The organism is Shewanella violacea DSS12 (assembly GCF_000091325.1).
GTDB classification, from domain to species: domain Bacteria; phylum Pseudomonadota; class Gammaproteobacteria; order Enterobacterales; family Shewanellaceae; genus Shewanella; species Shewanella violacea.
Genome location: NC_014012.1, coordinates 2,560,391 through 2,573,679 on the forward strand (window position 1 = coordinate 2,560,391; position 13,289 = coordinate 2,573,679).

General features: G+C 42.0%; 16 protein-coding genes. All 16 read right to left on the minus strand.

The features are described from left to right. Positions 1-3: 3 nt before the first annotated feature. Positions 4-801, minus strand: coding sequence for a type III secretion system export apparatus subunit SctT (sctT, locus tag SVI_RS10455; protein ID WP_231847714.1), 798 nt, complete (start codon positions 799-801; stop codon positions 4-6). A 5-nt stretch (positions 802-806) separates the two neighbouring features. Beyond that, a complete protein-coding gene (locus tag SVI_RS10460) occupies positions 807-1,076 on the minus strand; it encodes an EscS/YscS/HrcS family type III secretion system export apparatus protein (protein WP_041419869.1) in 270 nt (89 codons plus the stop codon). Next, positions 1,073-1,723, minus strand: a complete 651-nt coding sequence (gene sctR / locus SVI_RS10465; protein WP_013051506.1) for a type III secretion system export apparatus subunit SctR — start codon at positions 1,721-1,723, stop codon at positions 1,073-1,075. The genes SVI_RS10460 and sctR overlap by 4 nt, the downstream gene beginning before the upstream one ends. 110 nt (positions 1,724-1,833) lie before the next feature. Next, on the minus strand, positions 1,834-2,712 hold the full coding sequence (locus SVI_RS10470; protein WP_013051507.1) for a hypothetical protein: 879 nt from the start codon (positions 2,710-2,712) through the stop codon (positions 1,834-1,836). A gap of 9 nt (positions 2,713-2,721) precedes the next feature. Next, on the minus strand, positions 2,722-3,192 hold the full coding sequence (locus tag SVI_RS21105; RefSeq protein WP_013051508.1) for a hypothetical protein: 471 nt from the start codon (positions 3,190-3,192) through the stop codon (positions 2,722-2,724). Then, positions 3,185-3,583, minus strand: a complete 399-nt coding sequence (locus SVI_RS10480; protein ID WP_013051509.1) for a hypothetical protein — start codon at positions 3,581-3,583, stop codon at positions 3,185-3,187. Before SVI_RS10480 ends, SVI_RS21105 begins: the two co-directional genes overlap by 8 nt. Before the next feature lie 16 nt (positions 3,584-3,599). Beyond that, positions 3,600-4,925, minus strand: a complete 1,326-nt coding sequence (locus tag SVI_RS10485; RefSeq protein ID WP_013051510.1) for an EscN/YscN/HrcN family type III secretion system ATPase — start codon at positions 4,923-4,925, stop codon at positions 3,600-3,602. A gap of 13 nt (positions 4,926-4,938) precedes the next feature. Then, positions 4,939-6,996 (minus strand): EscV/YscV/HrcV family type III secretion system export apparatus protein, encoded by a 2,058-nt coding sequence (locus tag SVI_RS10490; protein ID WP_013051511.1) that lies wholly within the window; start codon positions 6,994-6,996, stop codon positions 4,939-4,941. Further along, entirely contained in the window at positions 6,993-7,355 is a 363-nt protein-coding gene (locus tag SVI_RS10495) for a hypothetical protein (protein ID WP_013051512.1), read from the minus strand. The genes SVI_RS10490 and SVI_RS10495 overlap by 4 nt, the downstream gene beginning before the upstream one ends. Before the next feature lie 91 nt (positions 7,356-7,446). Next, on the minus strand, positions 7,447-9,288 hold the full coding sequence (locus SVI_RS10500; RefSeq protein WP_013051513.1) for a hypothetical protein: 1,842 nt from the start codon (positions 9,286-9,288) through the stop codon (positions 7,447-7,449). Positions 9,289-9,422: 134 nt separating this feature from the next. After that, complete coding sequence (locus tag SVI_RS10505) at positions 9,423-10,451, minus strand: TyeA family type III secretion system gatekeeper subunit (protein WP_013051514.1); 1,029 nt, start codon at positions 10,449-10,451, stop codon at positions 9,423-9,425. Between the two features lie 31 nt (positions 10,452-10,482). After that, positions 10,483-11,142: a type III secretion protein gene (locus tag SVI_RS10510; RefSeq protein ID WP_013051515.1), complete on the minus strand. Its 660-nt coding sequence runs from the start codon at positions 11,140-11,142 to the stop codon at positions 10,483-10,485. Next, positions 11,139-11,819 (minus strand): type III secretion system domain-containing protein, encoded by a 681-nt coding sequence (locus SVI_RS10515; protein WP_049791067.1) that lies wholly within the window; start codon positions 11,817-11,819, stop codon positions 11,139-11,141. The genes SVI_RS10510 and SVI_RS10515 overlap by 4 nt, the downstream gene beginning before the upstream one ends. 26 nt (positions 11,820-11,845) lie before the next feature. Further along, positions 11,846-12,577, minus strand: coding sequence for a type III secretion system inner membrane ring lipoprotein SctJ (gene sctJ, locus SVI_RS10520; RefSeq protein ID WP_013051517.1), 732 nt, complete (start codon positions 12,575-12,577; stop codon positions 11,846-11,848). After that, positions 12,574-12,975 carry a type III secretion system inner rod subunit SctI gene (gene sctI / locus SVI_RS10525; protein ID WP_041419870.1) on the minus strand — a complete coding sequence of 134 codons (402 nt, stop codon included), beginning with the start codon at positions 12,973-12,975 and terminating at the stop codon, positions 12,574-12,576. Before sctI ends, sctJ begins: the two co-directional genes overlap by 4 nt. Further along, positions 12,953-13,273 (minus strand): EscG/YscG/SsaH family type III secretion system needle protein co-chaperone, encoded by a 321-nt coding sequence (locus SVI_RS10530; protein WP_013051519.1) that lies wholly within the window; start codon positions 13,271-13,273, stop codon positions 12,953-12,955. Before SVI_RS10530 ends, sctI begins: the two co-directional genes overlap by 23 nt. Between the last annotated feature and the right edge of the window lie 16 nt (positions 13,274-13,289).

Genomic DNA, 13,289 nt, shown 5'->3' on the forward strand with positions numbered 1-13,289 from the left:
TCATTAATGACCAGACAAAAGGCGAAACAATGTGCCTACTTGCTGTTCTACTCCTGTAATACGCTCAAGATAATGAGAAAGTGCAAACTGTAAACTGTAAATAAGCAGTAATAACACTAGCGCGCTTTTAATCGGCATAGATAAGAAAAATACATTAAGTTGTTGGGCTGAACGATTTACCAGTCCCAAGGCTACATCGACTAAAATCATGATAACCATGGCGGGCATTGCAAAGCTTAGACACAATTGGCACATCAACAGCCACTCTTGATTAAAGAAGGTCAATAACTGCTGTGATAAGTTCAGCTCAAAACCCGGTGGTAGCTCATTATAGGACTGATACATGGCGGTAAGTAGGTGATTAAATCCGCCAGAGACGAGAAAGAGTACCGTCAACACTTGCGTAAACAACATGCCATAAATAGAAGATTGTAGCCCCATGAGTGGGTTGAGAACGGTGGACATGGAAGCCCCGCGCATGGTGTCAATAACAAAACCTGCCATATCTATGGCCCAAAAAGGGATTGCAGCGCAGAAACCTAACAAAAAACCGACCAATATCTCCTTCCCATATAAGTTAACCACACCTAATATATCAGCTTGTAAAATGACCTCTTGCATATCAGCCATGGCGTGTAATGTTGGTAAGGCGAATAGCAAGACTAAACTGTTTCGAATGAGTGCACTCCCCATCGCCCCCCCTTTAAATAGAGGAAGCAACAACATCATTCCTAAAGGGCGCATCATAGATAGCGCTAAAACAGGTAGTTGCGCTGTTATTTCCATTGGTAGCAGATTCACTCGAGTCAGCCCCCCATATGACTTATTTGGTCAAAAGTCATGCCGGCATAATTAAGTAATGAACCACCCATCCAGTGATAACTCACCACTAAAGTGATACAGACCGCCACCAGCTTGATTAAAAACTGTAATGTTTGATCTTGTATCTGGGTCAATGCCTGTACAAGACTGACAATGACGCCAATTATAGATGCTACAATGACCACAGGAAGTGACAATAAAAGTACTATCCAGAGGAGCTCTGAAGTGAGATGCATGATGATATTTTCACTCATGAGAATGACACCATCAGTTGACTGACTAGCTTTTCCCACCCCCCCATCAATATAAATATCAATAACTTAAATGGCAGAGATATGGTCATGGGTGACACCATCATCATCCCCATCGCTAACAAAATATTGGACACAATAAGGTCGATTGCAACAAATGGTAAGTATATTAATAAGCCAATTTTGAACGCTTCAATTAACTGGCTCATAGTGAACGCAGGTAACATCACAAATAGCGAATCTTTGGACAATACATCTTGGTACTTATCAGGCCAGGTTTTATGGCCAATATTGGCAAAAAAATCTAATTGAGTTTTACTGGTGTTCTTTTCTAAAAAGTCGCGATAAGGAATAATGGCTAAGGTATTAACCTGTTCGATGATATTTGCCGAATCAAAAACGATAGGGTGAACCTTCAGGTTATCATTAATTTCCATCCCAATAGGCGCCATAATAAATAGCGTTAAGATTAGTGATAAACCATAAATCGCCATATTGGGTGGAATTTGCTGTATCCCTAGCGCATTACGCAACATAGAAAGTACGATAGATAACTTTAGAAATGATGTGCCCATCACTGCAAACAAAGGCAAGATTGACAGGCAAAACAGTAGAATAATAAGTTGGACAGGATTATCGAGTACGCTCATGAATATTTCCTATGTGACTAAGGTTATATCATGACGTTTTTCGTTAAGAGCCTGTATCAGGTGAAGACCTGAAGTCATACAATTATTTTTAGACTTTTAAACTGAAATAATTAATTCAAGCTATTCACTTGGGCCAACAAGTTCCCCTCACTTCGTAGCAAACTAGCAGTTCCAACAATGGCGTCTTCAACCTCGTTCTGCTGACTAAGCCTGACCTCATTACATAAGTTCAATTGGACCTCAAATTTATCCTCCATCATCATGGCGCCCAAGTGTGCAAGTGTTATATCAACCTTAGCAATTTCTGCAACAATTGGAGGGTGAATAAAATGATTTTCAGGCAAGAGTTCATCAATTGTCAAACACGCTTTTCCATCTTGTTTAACTTCAACTAATGTTACTTTTGCTATTGCTCCATCACACCAAAGCAAGGCTTCGCCATGTTCAACTCGTGCACTGTTTTCTAACCATACTCCACCACCCACTTCAGGCAAAGTTGGCGCAACCGATGTTTGTGGAATATAGCCTGCTACAAGGCTTAAACTTAATGTCGCAGATGTCCCCGCATAGGGAGACCAGCTTTCAACTTCTGGCTGCCACTCTTTTTGAGGCCAATTAACCAAAACAATATTTATTTCTCCCACTTCAGGGTGTATAAAAGTCATAACCGGATGGACATGCTCCAACAAACATAAAGCAGAGGGCTTGTCCTCTATTTTACTTAAGACCCAAGCTAGCTCTTCTTCCAATAAAGTGGCCGTAATACAGGGTAGAAACGCTTCATCGACTCTATTAGGTTCGCTGATCTGAGTTACAGCAAGCACAAGTCGCTGCCAGTCCTGCGCAGAACACCAAATTCCAACCGTTAAATGATTATCTTTTCGTCCCCAGTAAACTCCGTCGCCCGAGACTCGTTTTAGCTCAATTCGACATGCTTGCAGCTCAAGTCCATGTCCAATTATTTGTGCTGCTTTTATCAATTTTTTCACTATTCCTCCTTAACAATTCATGTGAGTAAATTGATGTTTACTCTTATCAGTGCTGGTTGGCATTAGTGACACATCAACCTCAAACCTTCTGCCCTTCAAAGCCTCAGTTAAACTTGGTAATAGACGTGTCATAATCTGGAATTGACGTTGACACGATGGGTAAATCTTTAACCGGATCCCTTGACTCTCATAACTAGCTTGAATAAGTAAGCCCGCCATAGGTCCATTTGTAAGCCTGTAATTTAACATCGCTCCTTGGCGTGTAATTTCAACATTACGCTGACGATAAACCCCTGAACCTTGATTCATAGATCTAGCCATATCAGGTATAGGACTCGTGCCTCTACTCCCCTTTTCATCTTTATCGCCCTTTAAACAGGCTTCAAATCGGTGTCGTGCACCAGGAGCAGTTTCATGGTAAATATCTTCCTTCAACAGAGTATGGTGCCTCGCTCTCTGCATATAAATCAGATCATTCATCAAGTATCACCTTCAATTTTTCTTGGGCTTTGGCCAGCTTTTTAATATCAACAGTCAATATGTCCATCTTCATGGTCAAATCGTCTATCTTTAATTTATTAGAGAGCAGTTTTTGAGCCAGTGTTCGCTCCTGCTGATAGTCTTTTGCAAGTATCAATTTAAACCTCACAAACTCAGTTGGAGTCAATGCCGCCTGAGGCACTTCTTGCTGTACTTGTTTGGCGATAATCTTGTTTCTATCGTCCTGCAATGATTGCGATAGCAGATACAAGGTTTCACGGGCTCGTTGGTGCTCAGTGAGTTGACGGCGTAACTTTTTTTCCCTATCCGTTCTGATGACTAACAAGCGGTTTAGCTGCTGCGCATCATCAGGATCAATATCAAATTCCACGGTTGAAATATCTCTATTAAGAAAGTACAGCTGCGAGCTGTTGTTGGCTCACTTCATAGGGACTAAACTCATCTACTGACTGGCGTAAAAAATCTTTAATAGCGCCGTAGCGCATTACCGCCTCATCAGTTTGTTTATCTTGGCCCTGAACATATTCTCCAACCCTAAGCAGCAACTGCACTTCATCATACAGTGCCAGCATTTGTCTCATCTTAGCCGCATTTTTTTTTTGTTCCTGAGTGACAATTTGATCCATAACTCGGCTAACACTAGCATTGATATCTATGGCAGGATAATGGCCTGCACCAGCGAGCTTTCTCGATAAAACAATGTGACCATCGAGCAATGAGCGAACTTCATCTGCAATAGGTTCATTCATATTATCTCCTTCAACTAAAACGGTATAAACCCCAGTAATACTCCCTTTTGCAGCTGGGCCAGCTCGCTCTACCAATGCCGATAAATTAACAAAAACACTCGGTGGGTAACCATTCGATACCGGAGCTTCTCCAGCGGCTAAACTAATCTCACGGGCACTACGTGCAAAACGTGTTAAAGAATCCACCATCAAGAGTACATTTTTACCTTGATCACGAAAATATTCGGCAATCGTCGTTGCAGTCAATGTCGCCTTCATTCGCTCTAGCGGAGGCCTATCAGAAGTCGCTACCACCATAACAGTTCTGGCTCTTGCTTCAGGCGTTAGATTGTATTCAATAAACTCTCTCACTTCGCGTCCACGCTCACCAACTAGTGCTAATACGATCACATCCGCCTCACAATGTGACGCTATCATACCTAATAAGGTACTTTTCCCGCCGCCAGCAGCGGCAAAGATCCCAATCCTTTGTCCAACACCACAAGCAAGTGCACTGTCGATAGCTCTGATGCCCATAGGCATGACAGTATCGATTAGGCTTCTGCTTAAAGGATTAGGTGCGGCACCATAATTTGGTCTGCATTCACAAGCATCTAGTGGATACCCATCCATGACATCGCCTAAACCATCAACCACTCGCCCCAACAGTTCTGATCCGAGTAACACTTGATGTCCATGCCCCATAGGTTCAACTAACGCCCCAGTTTGTAACCAACTAGTGACATCGAACGGCGAGAGTAAGACTTCATCACCTTTCACCGCTATAACCTCAGACTTAAGTTTGTGGCCAATGAGGCACAGCTCTCCTTGATGAGCACCGGGCAATGTCGCCCTCACTAAGGTTGAGCCTACCTCCTGAACTTTTCCAAAATAGCGTACTGTTCGTACAGCTTGATTCTGTATACTTGGTAATAATCTGCTCTGTAGTTGTAGACTCGCATCTTGTATATTGGGTAAATTCATTGTTTAGCTCCAGTTAGCTCGCCATTGCAGCATCTAAACTCTCTCCCACCAAATCGACATGAGCCATAACCTTTATTTCAGCATCATCCCCTAACTCCTGGAATGACAATACAGGCGTCATAAATAACTCTTTTTCTACAATTTTCCTCAAATAACGACGTACATCCAGTGAAGTTAATAACACGCAGGATTGCTGAGCAGGTAACTGCTGCACTACCGCGGTTAAGATAAGGTTGCTTTGCTCTAAATCTAATGCAGAGTATGATCCAGCAGTAGACTGGCGAATAGATTCTCGGATCAAGTTCTCAATCCCATCGCCAACCATGAGTACAGATATCCAGCCTTGGGGAGAGACAAACTTTCTTCGAATATGACGGCGCAATGCAATACGTACATATTCCGTTAACATAATGACATCTTTCTCTTTAGCGACCCACTCAACTAAGGTTTCAAAAATGGTACGCAGATCTCGAATGGCTATCCCCTCATCCACAAGCCGTTGAAGGATGTCCGCCACCTTTCCAACTGACAATACGCGTTGTAGCTCTTTGACTAATTCACCATACTTCACCTCGATAGCATCCATCAGATAACGAGTCTCTTGTACACCGATAAATTCACCGGCATACCTTCTGATGACTTTGCCCACAAGATAAGCGGGTATAGTCTCTTTACTAAGTACAGGTAAACCTTGCTCCAGTGCTTGCTCTACAACATTCCCCTTGATCCAATGTAACTCTTCACCATTAAAATTAAGAGATTCAACCCGGCTAAGTAATGTGACATTTTGATCAACAAGTAGCGACTCTTCAGGATCTATCTGTAGTTGCAACACAACCTCTTGATACAGCAGAACATCAAATTGTCCTTTTCTACCATTTTTAATGACTTGCAATTGGATCTCAGGTAATGGCACACCAAGCTCTTCAAATAGCTGCCAACGTAATTTTTGTAATGCCTCTTTGACTCCTGTAATCGATACATCCTCCCCAAGACAAAGCATCACAGGAATAGCCCCCGGAGACATATTCCCATCGGCATCGACTTCTCCGGATGCAGAGGTGTCTGAAAAATGGGGACTACCTTGCTCCTCAGCAATTTTTTTCTTACGGATTAGCCACCAGGAGAAACCAAAAGTTAATGAGCCTAAGAAACCGAACGTTATCAGGGGAAAACCAGGGATGATGGCAAAAACAAACATCATTATTCCAGCCATCTGCAATGAAGATGGTTGTCGACCCATTTGCGACACCAATTCATTTGCTAAGTTTTGACGCTTTTCGCCTGGCACTCGTGTAACAATCAGTCCGGCAGTGAGGGAAATTAACAGCGCAGGGATTTGTGAAATCAAACCATCACCAACAGATAATATGGCATAGGTATTTACCGCTTCCGATGCAGACATGCCATGCTGCATAACACCGACGGCAATCCCCCCTATAATATTTGCTAAAATAACGATAATACTCGCGATTGCATCACCCTTAACAAATTTCATCGCACCGTCCATAGCACCATAAAGCTGACTCTCTTTTTGCACTTGGGTTCGCTGACGTTTTGCCTCTTGAGCATCAATGATGCCGGCACGCATATCACCATCGATGCTCATCTGCTTACCAGGCATTGCATCCAATGAAAAACGAGCACTGACTTCTGCTACCCGTTCAGAGCCTTTTGTGATCACAATGAACTGCACGATAGTAATAATCGTAAATATAATAATCCCGACAGCTAAGTTACCGCCAACGACGAATTTACCGAAGGTATACACAATCTCACCAGCATCATGTTGCAATAAAATGAGCCGACTCGTACTTACGGTCAACGCTAAACGATATAAAGTCGTGATCAATAATAAAGAGGGAAAAACAGAAAATTCGAGCGGGTCGCGAATATATATCGCAATCATCAATAGTAGAATGGATAAACATAAATTAAATGCGATGAGAAGATCGATTAATGCGGTAGGCAGCGGTAAAATCATCATGAATACAGCCACCATTAGCATGGCGCTAAGGATAATATCTAATCGGCCTCCCGCTATATTCAACCAACGAGTAATTAAGTTCATAACTTACCCGCTGTCAGCACTTTATTTAGAAATTTTTGCTGTAACAGGCAGAGGTGATACCAATCATGAGCCTGACTTGATGATGGACAAAGGCAGCTAATCATCAAGGTGTTTCTTACATTGAAAATTCTTTGAGGCAATCCCATAAACGCTTCTGGATGCCAACGTGAAATCCAGGGCTTAAGATCTGTCGCCTGAGGTTCAAGTAACCAAGAAGTCATTAACAGACGATCCGCAGTCGATTCCAGCATAATGCCATAGGGAGCCCAATGACATTCGATATGCTCTTCGAGATTAACTGGCCAACGGTTTAATAGTCTGAAAAATTGCTCAAGGTTACGTGCAACTTGTAAATTCATGTCTGATTCTCTCAGTAAACTCTAAGAGCCATCATCACCTACAAAACAATAAATAGAGATCAGGTAAACACCTGACATATTCAAAACAAAGCTATTCTTCAAACATTAAGGCTATATCTATCTCAGTCATCAAGTGATTGAGCGCATCGGTAGGCACGTCTATTCCGCCCAAATGCTTCAAAGCCCCTCCAATAATATCCTGACGAAAACGGGTATACTCTTGAATCAAAATTATTCGTTGCCCATTGGCATAATTCGTAATTAAACTCGAAAAAGCTTCAGCTTGCTTCTCTGGTACAACATTAATAAGTTCAGCCATTAACTCATCAAATAACAACTTGTTAAAGGCCAACGGTTTATCTAACCGACCTAGTCCCATTACCCCTTCAGATAAGGCTTTTTTATCTAAAACCTCTAAAGCAAGTGTTATTCTCAGACACAGCTTCTCCCTCTCAGCTCGAATGGCGGCATCCTCCATACCAAACGTATTAGACGTCAATAGGGGAAGATGTAAATCTTTAGCTACGACAAAACCGAGTGCGACTAATACTGCGCTCTCTATCCCTAAGGTTGTGAATATACCTAAATTGCTAATGTCTACTGTCACCAAGGCTGAAATAGCAGCACAGACAAATACTGAGACCCCAGTTACAACATAAGTCGTGACACGTAAAGCCTTTCCATTTGAAATGACATCTTTCCAGCAATTCTGGAGGCCCAATTTTGCGCATAGCATAGTCCCCACTTTCGTCTCATCGAAACTCATATTAGCCAACGTACTCATCCGATTTAATGCTTGACGTCGCAACAGATAACTTGTGATCAGATCACCTCTCGCTGTGAGTCCCCCGCAGGTATCCATCTCCTTGACTAAAGCATTAACCATCACCTGACCACTGTGATAAACATTTATATTCTTGCTTAATTGAACCTTGGTACAATTTCTCAATATATTTTCTACTAAGGCAATAACCCCATCTGCAAGCTCAACATCAGGGAGCATAGTATTAAATACACGTCGTAATCTCTGTGCACCTTTATCAGTTTCTATTGGCCCCTCCTCCATCAGATAAGAGGTTATTTGAGCCAGATGAATTAACGCTAGCGCCTGTGGTGTAACGGTAAAACTGATGGACTCTGTGAGTTCATTACGTGAGCCGTTTAATATATCGTTTACCAAATTTTGAACGGGATACTCTTTTTCTAATGCTATAACAATATCGACAATGTCCAGACCAAAAATCACCGGGTTGTCTGAAATAATTCGATAAACCTGTAATAATCTTTTCGATAACACACTGCAGTCGATAGGATGAAGCATTAATCGGGAGTGTAAATCTTTAAAGGCAAACGTATCCTCGTAAGCAACTGTTAACTTGAGTGTTTTACCGAGTAATATATAAGCTTCACCTATATGGCTCATATTGTTTTTAGCCAACTGACGAAATATAATCAGCTCTTCTAAACTAGGACGATATGATGCAGGCCACACACCGGAAAACTCTTGAACAAGCAAGCTCTGATAAGGCGCAACATTCAATGATTCAGTCTGTTTGGGATAACCTCCATTGTGCTGTGCGTGTAAAAACCTCTGATTCAAAATCAGGAAGTTAGCTTCATATGCTCTATCACAGGCGGATAAATGATCCTCTGTTAACAACAATTGCCTCAACTCAATGTGATAGGCCCGTAGTTGTGGTGAATTAAATTCTGAACCTGCTATTTTTCGTCGCCAGTTTATGCCATATAGATCACAGAGGCACTTCTCACGACTCATCACCCTTACGGTTAAAATCCGCTTCTGCTCGATCAGTTCTCTGACTGCGGCATTATTTGACATTAAGTCGGGCAACAAAGCTAAATACGCTTGTAAGTTATTCTCAGCCCAATCTTCCTCCAACTTTCGAATATATGACTTTAGATTTTGATTCATAACAGATAAACACTTATTTTAATTACGATTTATAACTGCTCAATTTTATCACTGTTATTTATCGTAAAATGACTAACTATTGGTCCGTTTTTTCGTCAATCGATCGTATTCATTCTCCCGTAAACAATGATTCACTACTCTTGTTCGCACCACTCATCTAACAAGGTCAACATAGCTTCTTCTGTGTGTTCTTTTTGCTCTTCCTCTCGGAAACAATCTAATGAAATAATGCTCACTAATTCTCTCCAGCGACGCAGAAAACTTATCCTTCTTGCAGGTAATAAAGAAAGCTTGCCAATACGTTCATCTAACCACTGAGGATAAACCCAAGACTGCTCAATCAACTGCAAGGTTAGCGTTAGCACCTCATCTCCCTCTAGTTGTGTAGCCCTGGCTAGTACATTGCAGTGATCCTCTAAAGTGAGGAAAATTAATAAACGACGTAAATCAGCGACCACAGCGACTACCTTAGTCATATTACGCGCCGCCGCCTGATCATTAAGTGGTTCTGATAAAGCACGTAGTAGCACGCTCAGCTTTTGTCTACGATCAGGGAGGTGTCTTAACATTTCAAACCATTTTGCCAAGCCGCTATCCCCGCGTGCGGCTTGTTGATACAGTTGCTTCAGTGCTTGCAATCCGGAACTATCTAGCGATATTCCTTCCAACGCTGCATATAGCGCAATCTCAGCTCCCTCAATGGCCAAGAGTTCGCTAAGTGCTTTCTTGATTTTTTTTCGTACCGATTCACTAAGCTTTCCGGACATAACTAAGGCCATCAGTAAGCACATGACCGTGCCACTGTCGAACCCTGAACCATTCAATTGGGCTAAAATTTTGTCGCTACTTCCTAGACCAGAAAACTGCTCAACTAACTTATTGACGCTAGTCGATTGTTCCTCCCCCAGCTGCTGCATTAGCTTCTCTAGCGCATCAAACCTTAAATCTTTTGGCTCTTTTTCCGATGAGATCTGCTTCTTATACCGACTTAGTCCCAAACTCAGGCCTTCCATGGTTTCTTCTAACGCCTCAGCACGTACATCCGCCAATGCAGCCACGGCAAGGGCACCGACATTTGCACCAGGGCTAATCTGCACCTTAGCATCATGATGCTCTTGTGTTTGATTAAAATCCACAATGCTTGTGTTATCAATTCTTACCATTATTACTCCCTAAAAAAGTATCAGCACTGTATTAAGTTCCCACATTTTTAACGGCGGGCTGACCTATAAAGGCCTCCAGCAAACATTCAAGCTCCTCAGCCAAATCTACTCTCGCCGTTAACGTTGCCGAGCTCAGCTCTGCTTGTCCAGACAACAAGTTAGGAGAAGCCTCTACATTCATGCGTCCAGCAAATGCTCCTGCCATCGCTTCATAATCATCAGTCGACACCATCAGCGAAACAGTATTCATCCCCACTCGTTCACAGACTTGATCGGACAGACGCTTAATCATAAATGGCGATAACTCTTGATCTAATGTCCAAGCTGTAAGTACATGTTTAATTTTTTCTGAGATGCTGGCATGTAAGTTATCCATTACAGCATGTGTCCATTGCATCTCATCAAAATGCCACTCAAGCACCTGTGACATAGCCTCTTCTTTGGCTTCTTTTTGCCATTTCCCCTTCATTGCCTCTGCCTCTTCCTGAGCCTGTAACAATACATGTTTGGCATGGACCCGAGACATATCTCTCTGTTTACGTGCTTTTCTTATAATTTCAGCACTCCTATTTCTTACAGCTTGTTCGAGTGATGTAAGCGAAATGGCCTGTGTCAATTCAGCTTTACTGACCCATTTCGTACCATCACCTTGTACAGTGCAAGCCTTTACCTCAACCACAAATGGATTCATATCAGGCGCTCCAATCTAAATAGCCATCTCGGAATATTTATATCCCCCGCTAGCTGATACCTTTCTTTTTCTGAAGCGGTTAAACGTATTGACGGCAAGGTTAAAGCCAGCGAAAGCCATATCGACTCTTCCTGCCAATGCCTCTCTATTAGTGTGATGCCTAGTCCAAATGCTTGTTCTACCAAGCAATCAACCGGGAGCTTATTTTGCTGTATCGAGTGCAATATGGGTCTTTGTGGCCAAATGGCCCAAGCCTGCTTAAATTGTATAGGGGTTAATTTAACCTCAAGTGCATCTCGATACTTCTTAAGTAGAAAATATTCAGGCTCATTAAGACATAAGAGACCCAGAATAATGATGATTGCCTCAAGTTTATATCTCATGTTCACTAAACCGACTTGCAACTCGGTTAAATAACTCGGTAAACACCTATCAATCAAGCCATATCGCTTTGCAACCAGTCTATCTATACGACATCCCAACTCCGTGTTTGCTTGATATCTGTCTTGCCACACACTTAAATCTAATTTTTGCCACCAGCTAACATGCATACTCGTAACCGGTTGCCAAATAAGTCGATTAAACTCTCTGTATTCCTTAGTGACTACACCTTCAGCAACCGCTTTACCCGTCGTTGTCGCTCTTGGTGGAGTCTTTGTTATTACAGGGTTACTCATCACTCTATATCCTCATAATAGTGCCATTAAGTTTTATATCGTCCCCTCATCCACCACATACCACCCATGCTTATAAGAAATATCATCAATAGGCCAGTCACTAATGGCAGTTTGTACGTCTCAATCGCACTTAACAAACCACTGTTGCCTGTATGACTCGTCGATGGCGTAATGGGCTGATATCGATAGTTAGACTCCTGAAGGTAGACACTAATGTTATCTACACTTAAACCAGTGACAGAATTTTGTATCAATTTCTTAATGTTATTTTTTGCATTACTGAGATTAGCCTGTGGTGAATACTTAATGAAAACAGATGCCGACTTATCTGTTGGCTCTCGTCTATTTGGATCTAACTCCATCTCGGCTATGGTCACCCGAGCACTTATGACGCCATCCATGGTCGATAAGGTCCGCTCTAATTGCTGTTCTTTAAGGTAATTCATTTTTGCTTCCTCCTGCGTTGGAGAGGTCACGAGCTGACCAGAAGGAAATAGATCTTCAATGCTAGAGTAATGGGGTTTCGGGAAACCATTTTGACGTAACAGTTCAACAGCGTTAATAAACTGATCTTTATCTATTTTTAGAGTAATAGTTCCCGATTTATCATCAAGTTCAGAAGCTGCATCAATATGGTGTAACATTAAAAGTGCAACCATCTGATTCGCATCGTCTTGAGAAAGATCTCTAAATAGATCAACCTTACAGCCACTCAACAATATGACTAGCAATAATAAAGTACACTTAAAATACGTCATTGCATATTTACCAACTTGTTTATGGATTGGGACAAAGAACCCGCTGTTTTAGCCACAAGATCTACCTCTATAACGGCTTTTCCCATTAACATCTGTCCTCCAAGCATGGCTTCTGGGGAAGGGCTATAACTTACACCTTCTACGTTCGTCATATCGACGGGGCTCACAGTGACGGTATCAGAGGCTGATTTACTACTAAACGCCTTAGTAGCCTTCATTAATGGATTATCCATCCCAGGTAGTGTCACCATATCTGTTGCCAGTTTAATAGCCGGCGTGCCTAGTTCCATAAGCTTAGAAAACTTCTCAACTAAGCTCGAATCGGTATCTTTAGCATCTAGCTGACTCACTTTATCTGCTGCAACTTTTGCTAATTCACTTACTGATTGAATGTCCATTTGCCTCTCCAGTTAACATTTGACGAATAAGTTCATTACGCCCCTCAAGAGGTCCCGCTCCTGAAAACAAAAACCGTAAACCTTGTGCCATATCGCTATAACAGAGCGAAAGTTCACGTAACGCTTTAGCAGGCTCATTTAATCCAAAATAAATCAAACTAGTACAGATCCTTCTATCCTCCTCGTCCTCAATTAATTGAGGAAAAATAGTCAACAAAGCATACGCCTGTTTATATAATCCATGGTTAGATGCGGCAATCGCAATCTCTACCAGTAACTGTTTATCTGAGCTTTTCATCTGTTCTCCTAATACA

Excerpts from the sequence above, each read along its gene's own strand:
- sctI (WP_041419870.1), bottom strand. The coding sequence starts at position 12,975 with ATGGACATTCAATCAGTAAGTGAATTAGCAAAAGTTGCAGCAGATAAA.
- sctR (WP_013051506.1), bottom strand. The coding sequence starts at position 1,723 with ATGAGCGTACTCGATAATCCTGTCCAACTTATTATTCTACTGTTTTGC.
- SVI_RS10485 (WP_013051510.1), bottom strand. The coding sequence starts at position 4,925 with ATGAATTTACCCAATATACAAGATGCGAGTCTACAACTACAGAGCAGA.
- SVI_RS10490 (WP_013051511.1), bottom strand. The coding sequence starts at position 6,996 with ATGAACTTAATTACTCGTTGGTTGAATATAGCGGGAGGCCGATTAGAT.
- SVI_RS10530 (WP_013051519.1), bottom strand. The coding sequence starts at position 13,273 with ATGAAAAGCTCAGATAAACAGTTACTGGTAGAGATTGCGATTGCCGCA.
- SVI_RS10515 (WP_049791067.1), bottom strand. The coding sequence starts at position 11,819 with ATGAGTAACCCTGTAATAACAAAGACTCCACCAAGAGCGACAACGACG.
- SVI_RS10510 (WP_013051515.1), bottom strand. The coding sequence starts at position 11,142 with ATGAATCCATTTGTGGTTGAGGTAAAGGCTTGCACTGTACAAGGTGAT.
- SVI_RS10460 (WP_041419869.1), bottom strand. The coding sequence starts at position 1,076 with ATGAGTGAAAATATCATCATGCATCTCACTTCAGAGCTCCTCTGGATA.
- SVI_RS10495 (WP_013051512.1), bottom strand. The coding sequence starts at position 7,355 with ATGAATTTACAAGTTGCACGTAACCTTGAGCAATTTTTCAGACTATTA.
- SVI_RS10505 (WP_013051514.1), bottom strand. The coding sequence starts at position 10,451 with ATGGTAAGAATTGATAACACAAGCATTGTGGATTTTAATCAAACACAA.
- SVI_RS21105 (WP_013051508.1), bottom strand. The coding sequence starts at position 3,192 with ATGAATGATCTGATTTATATGCAGAGAGCGAGGCACCATACTCTGTTG.
- SVI_RS10500 (WP_013051513.1), bottom strand. The coding sequence starts at position 9,288 with ATGAATCAAAATCTAAAGTCATATATTCGAAAGTTGGAGGAAGATTGG.
- sctJ (WP_013051517.1), bottom strand. The coding sequence starts at position 12,577 with ATGACGTATTTTAAGTGTACTTTATTATTGCTAGTCATATTGTTGAGT.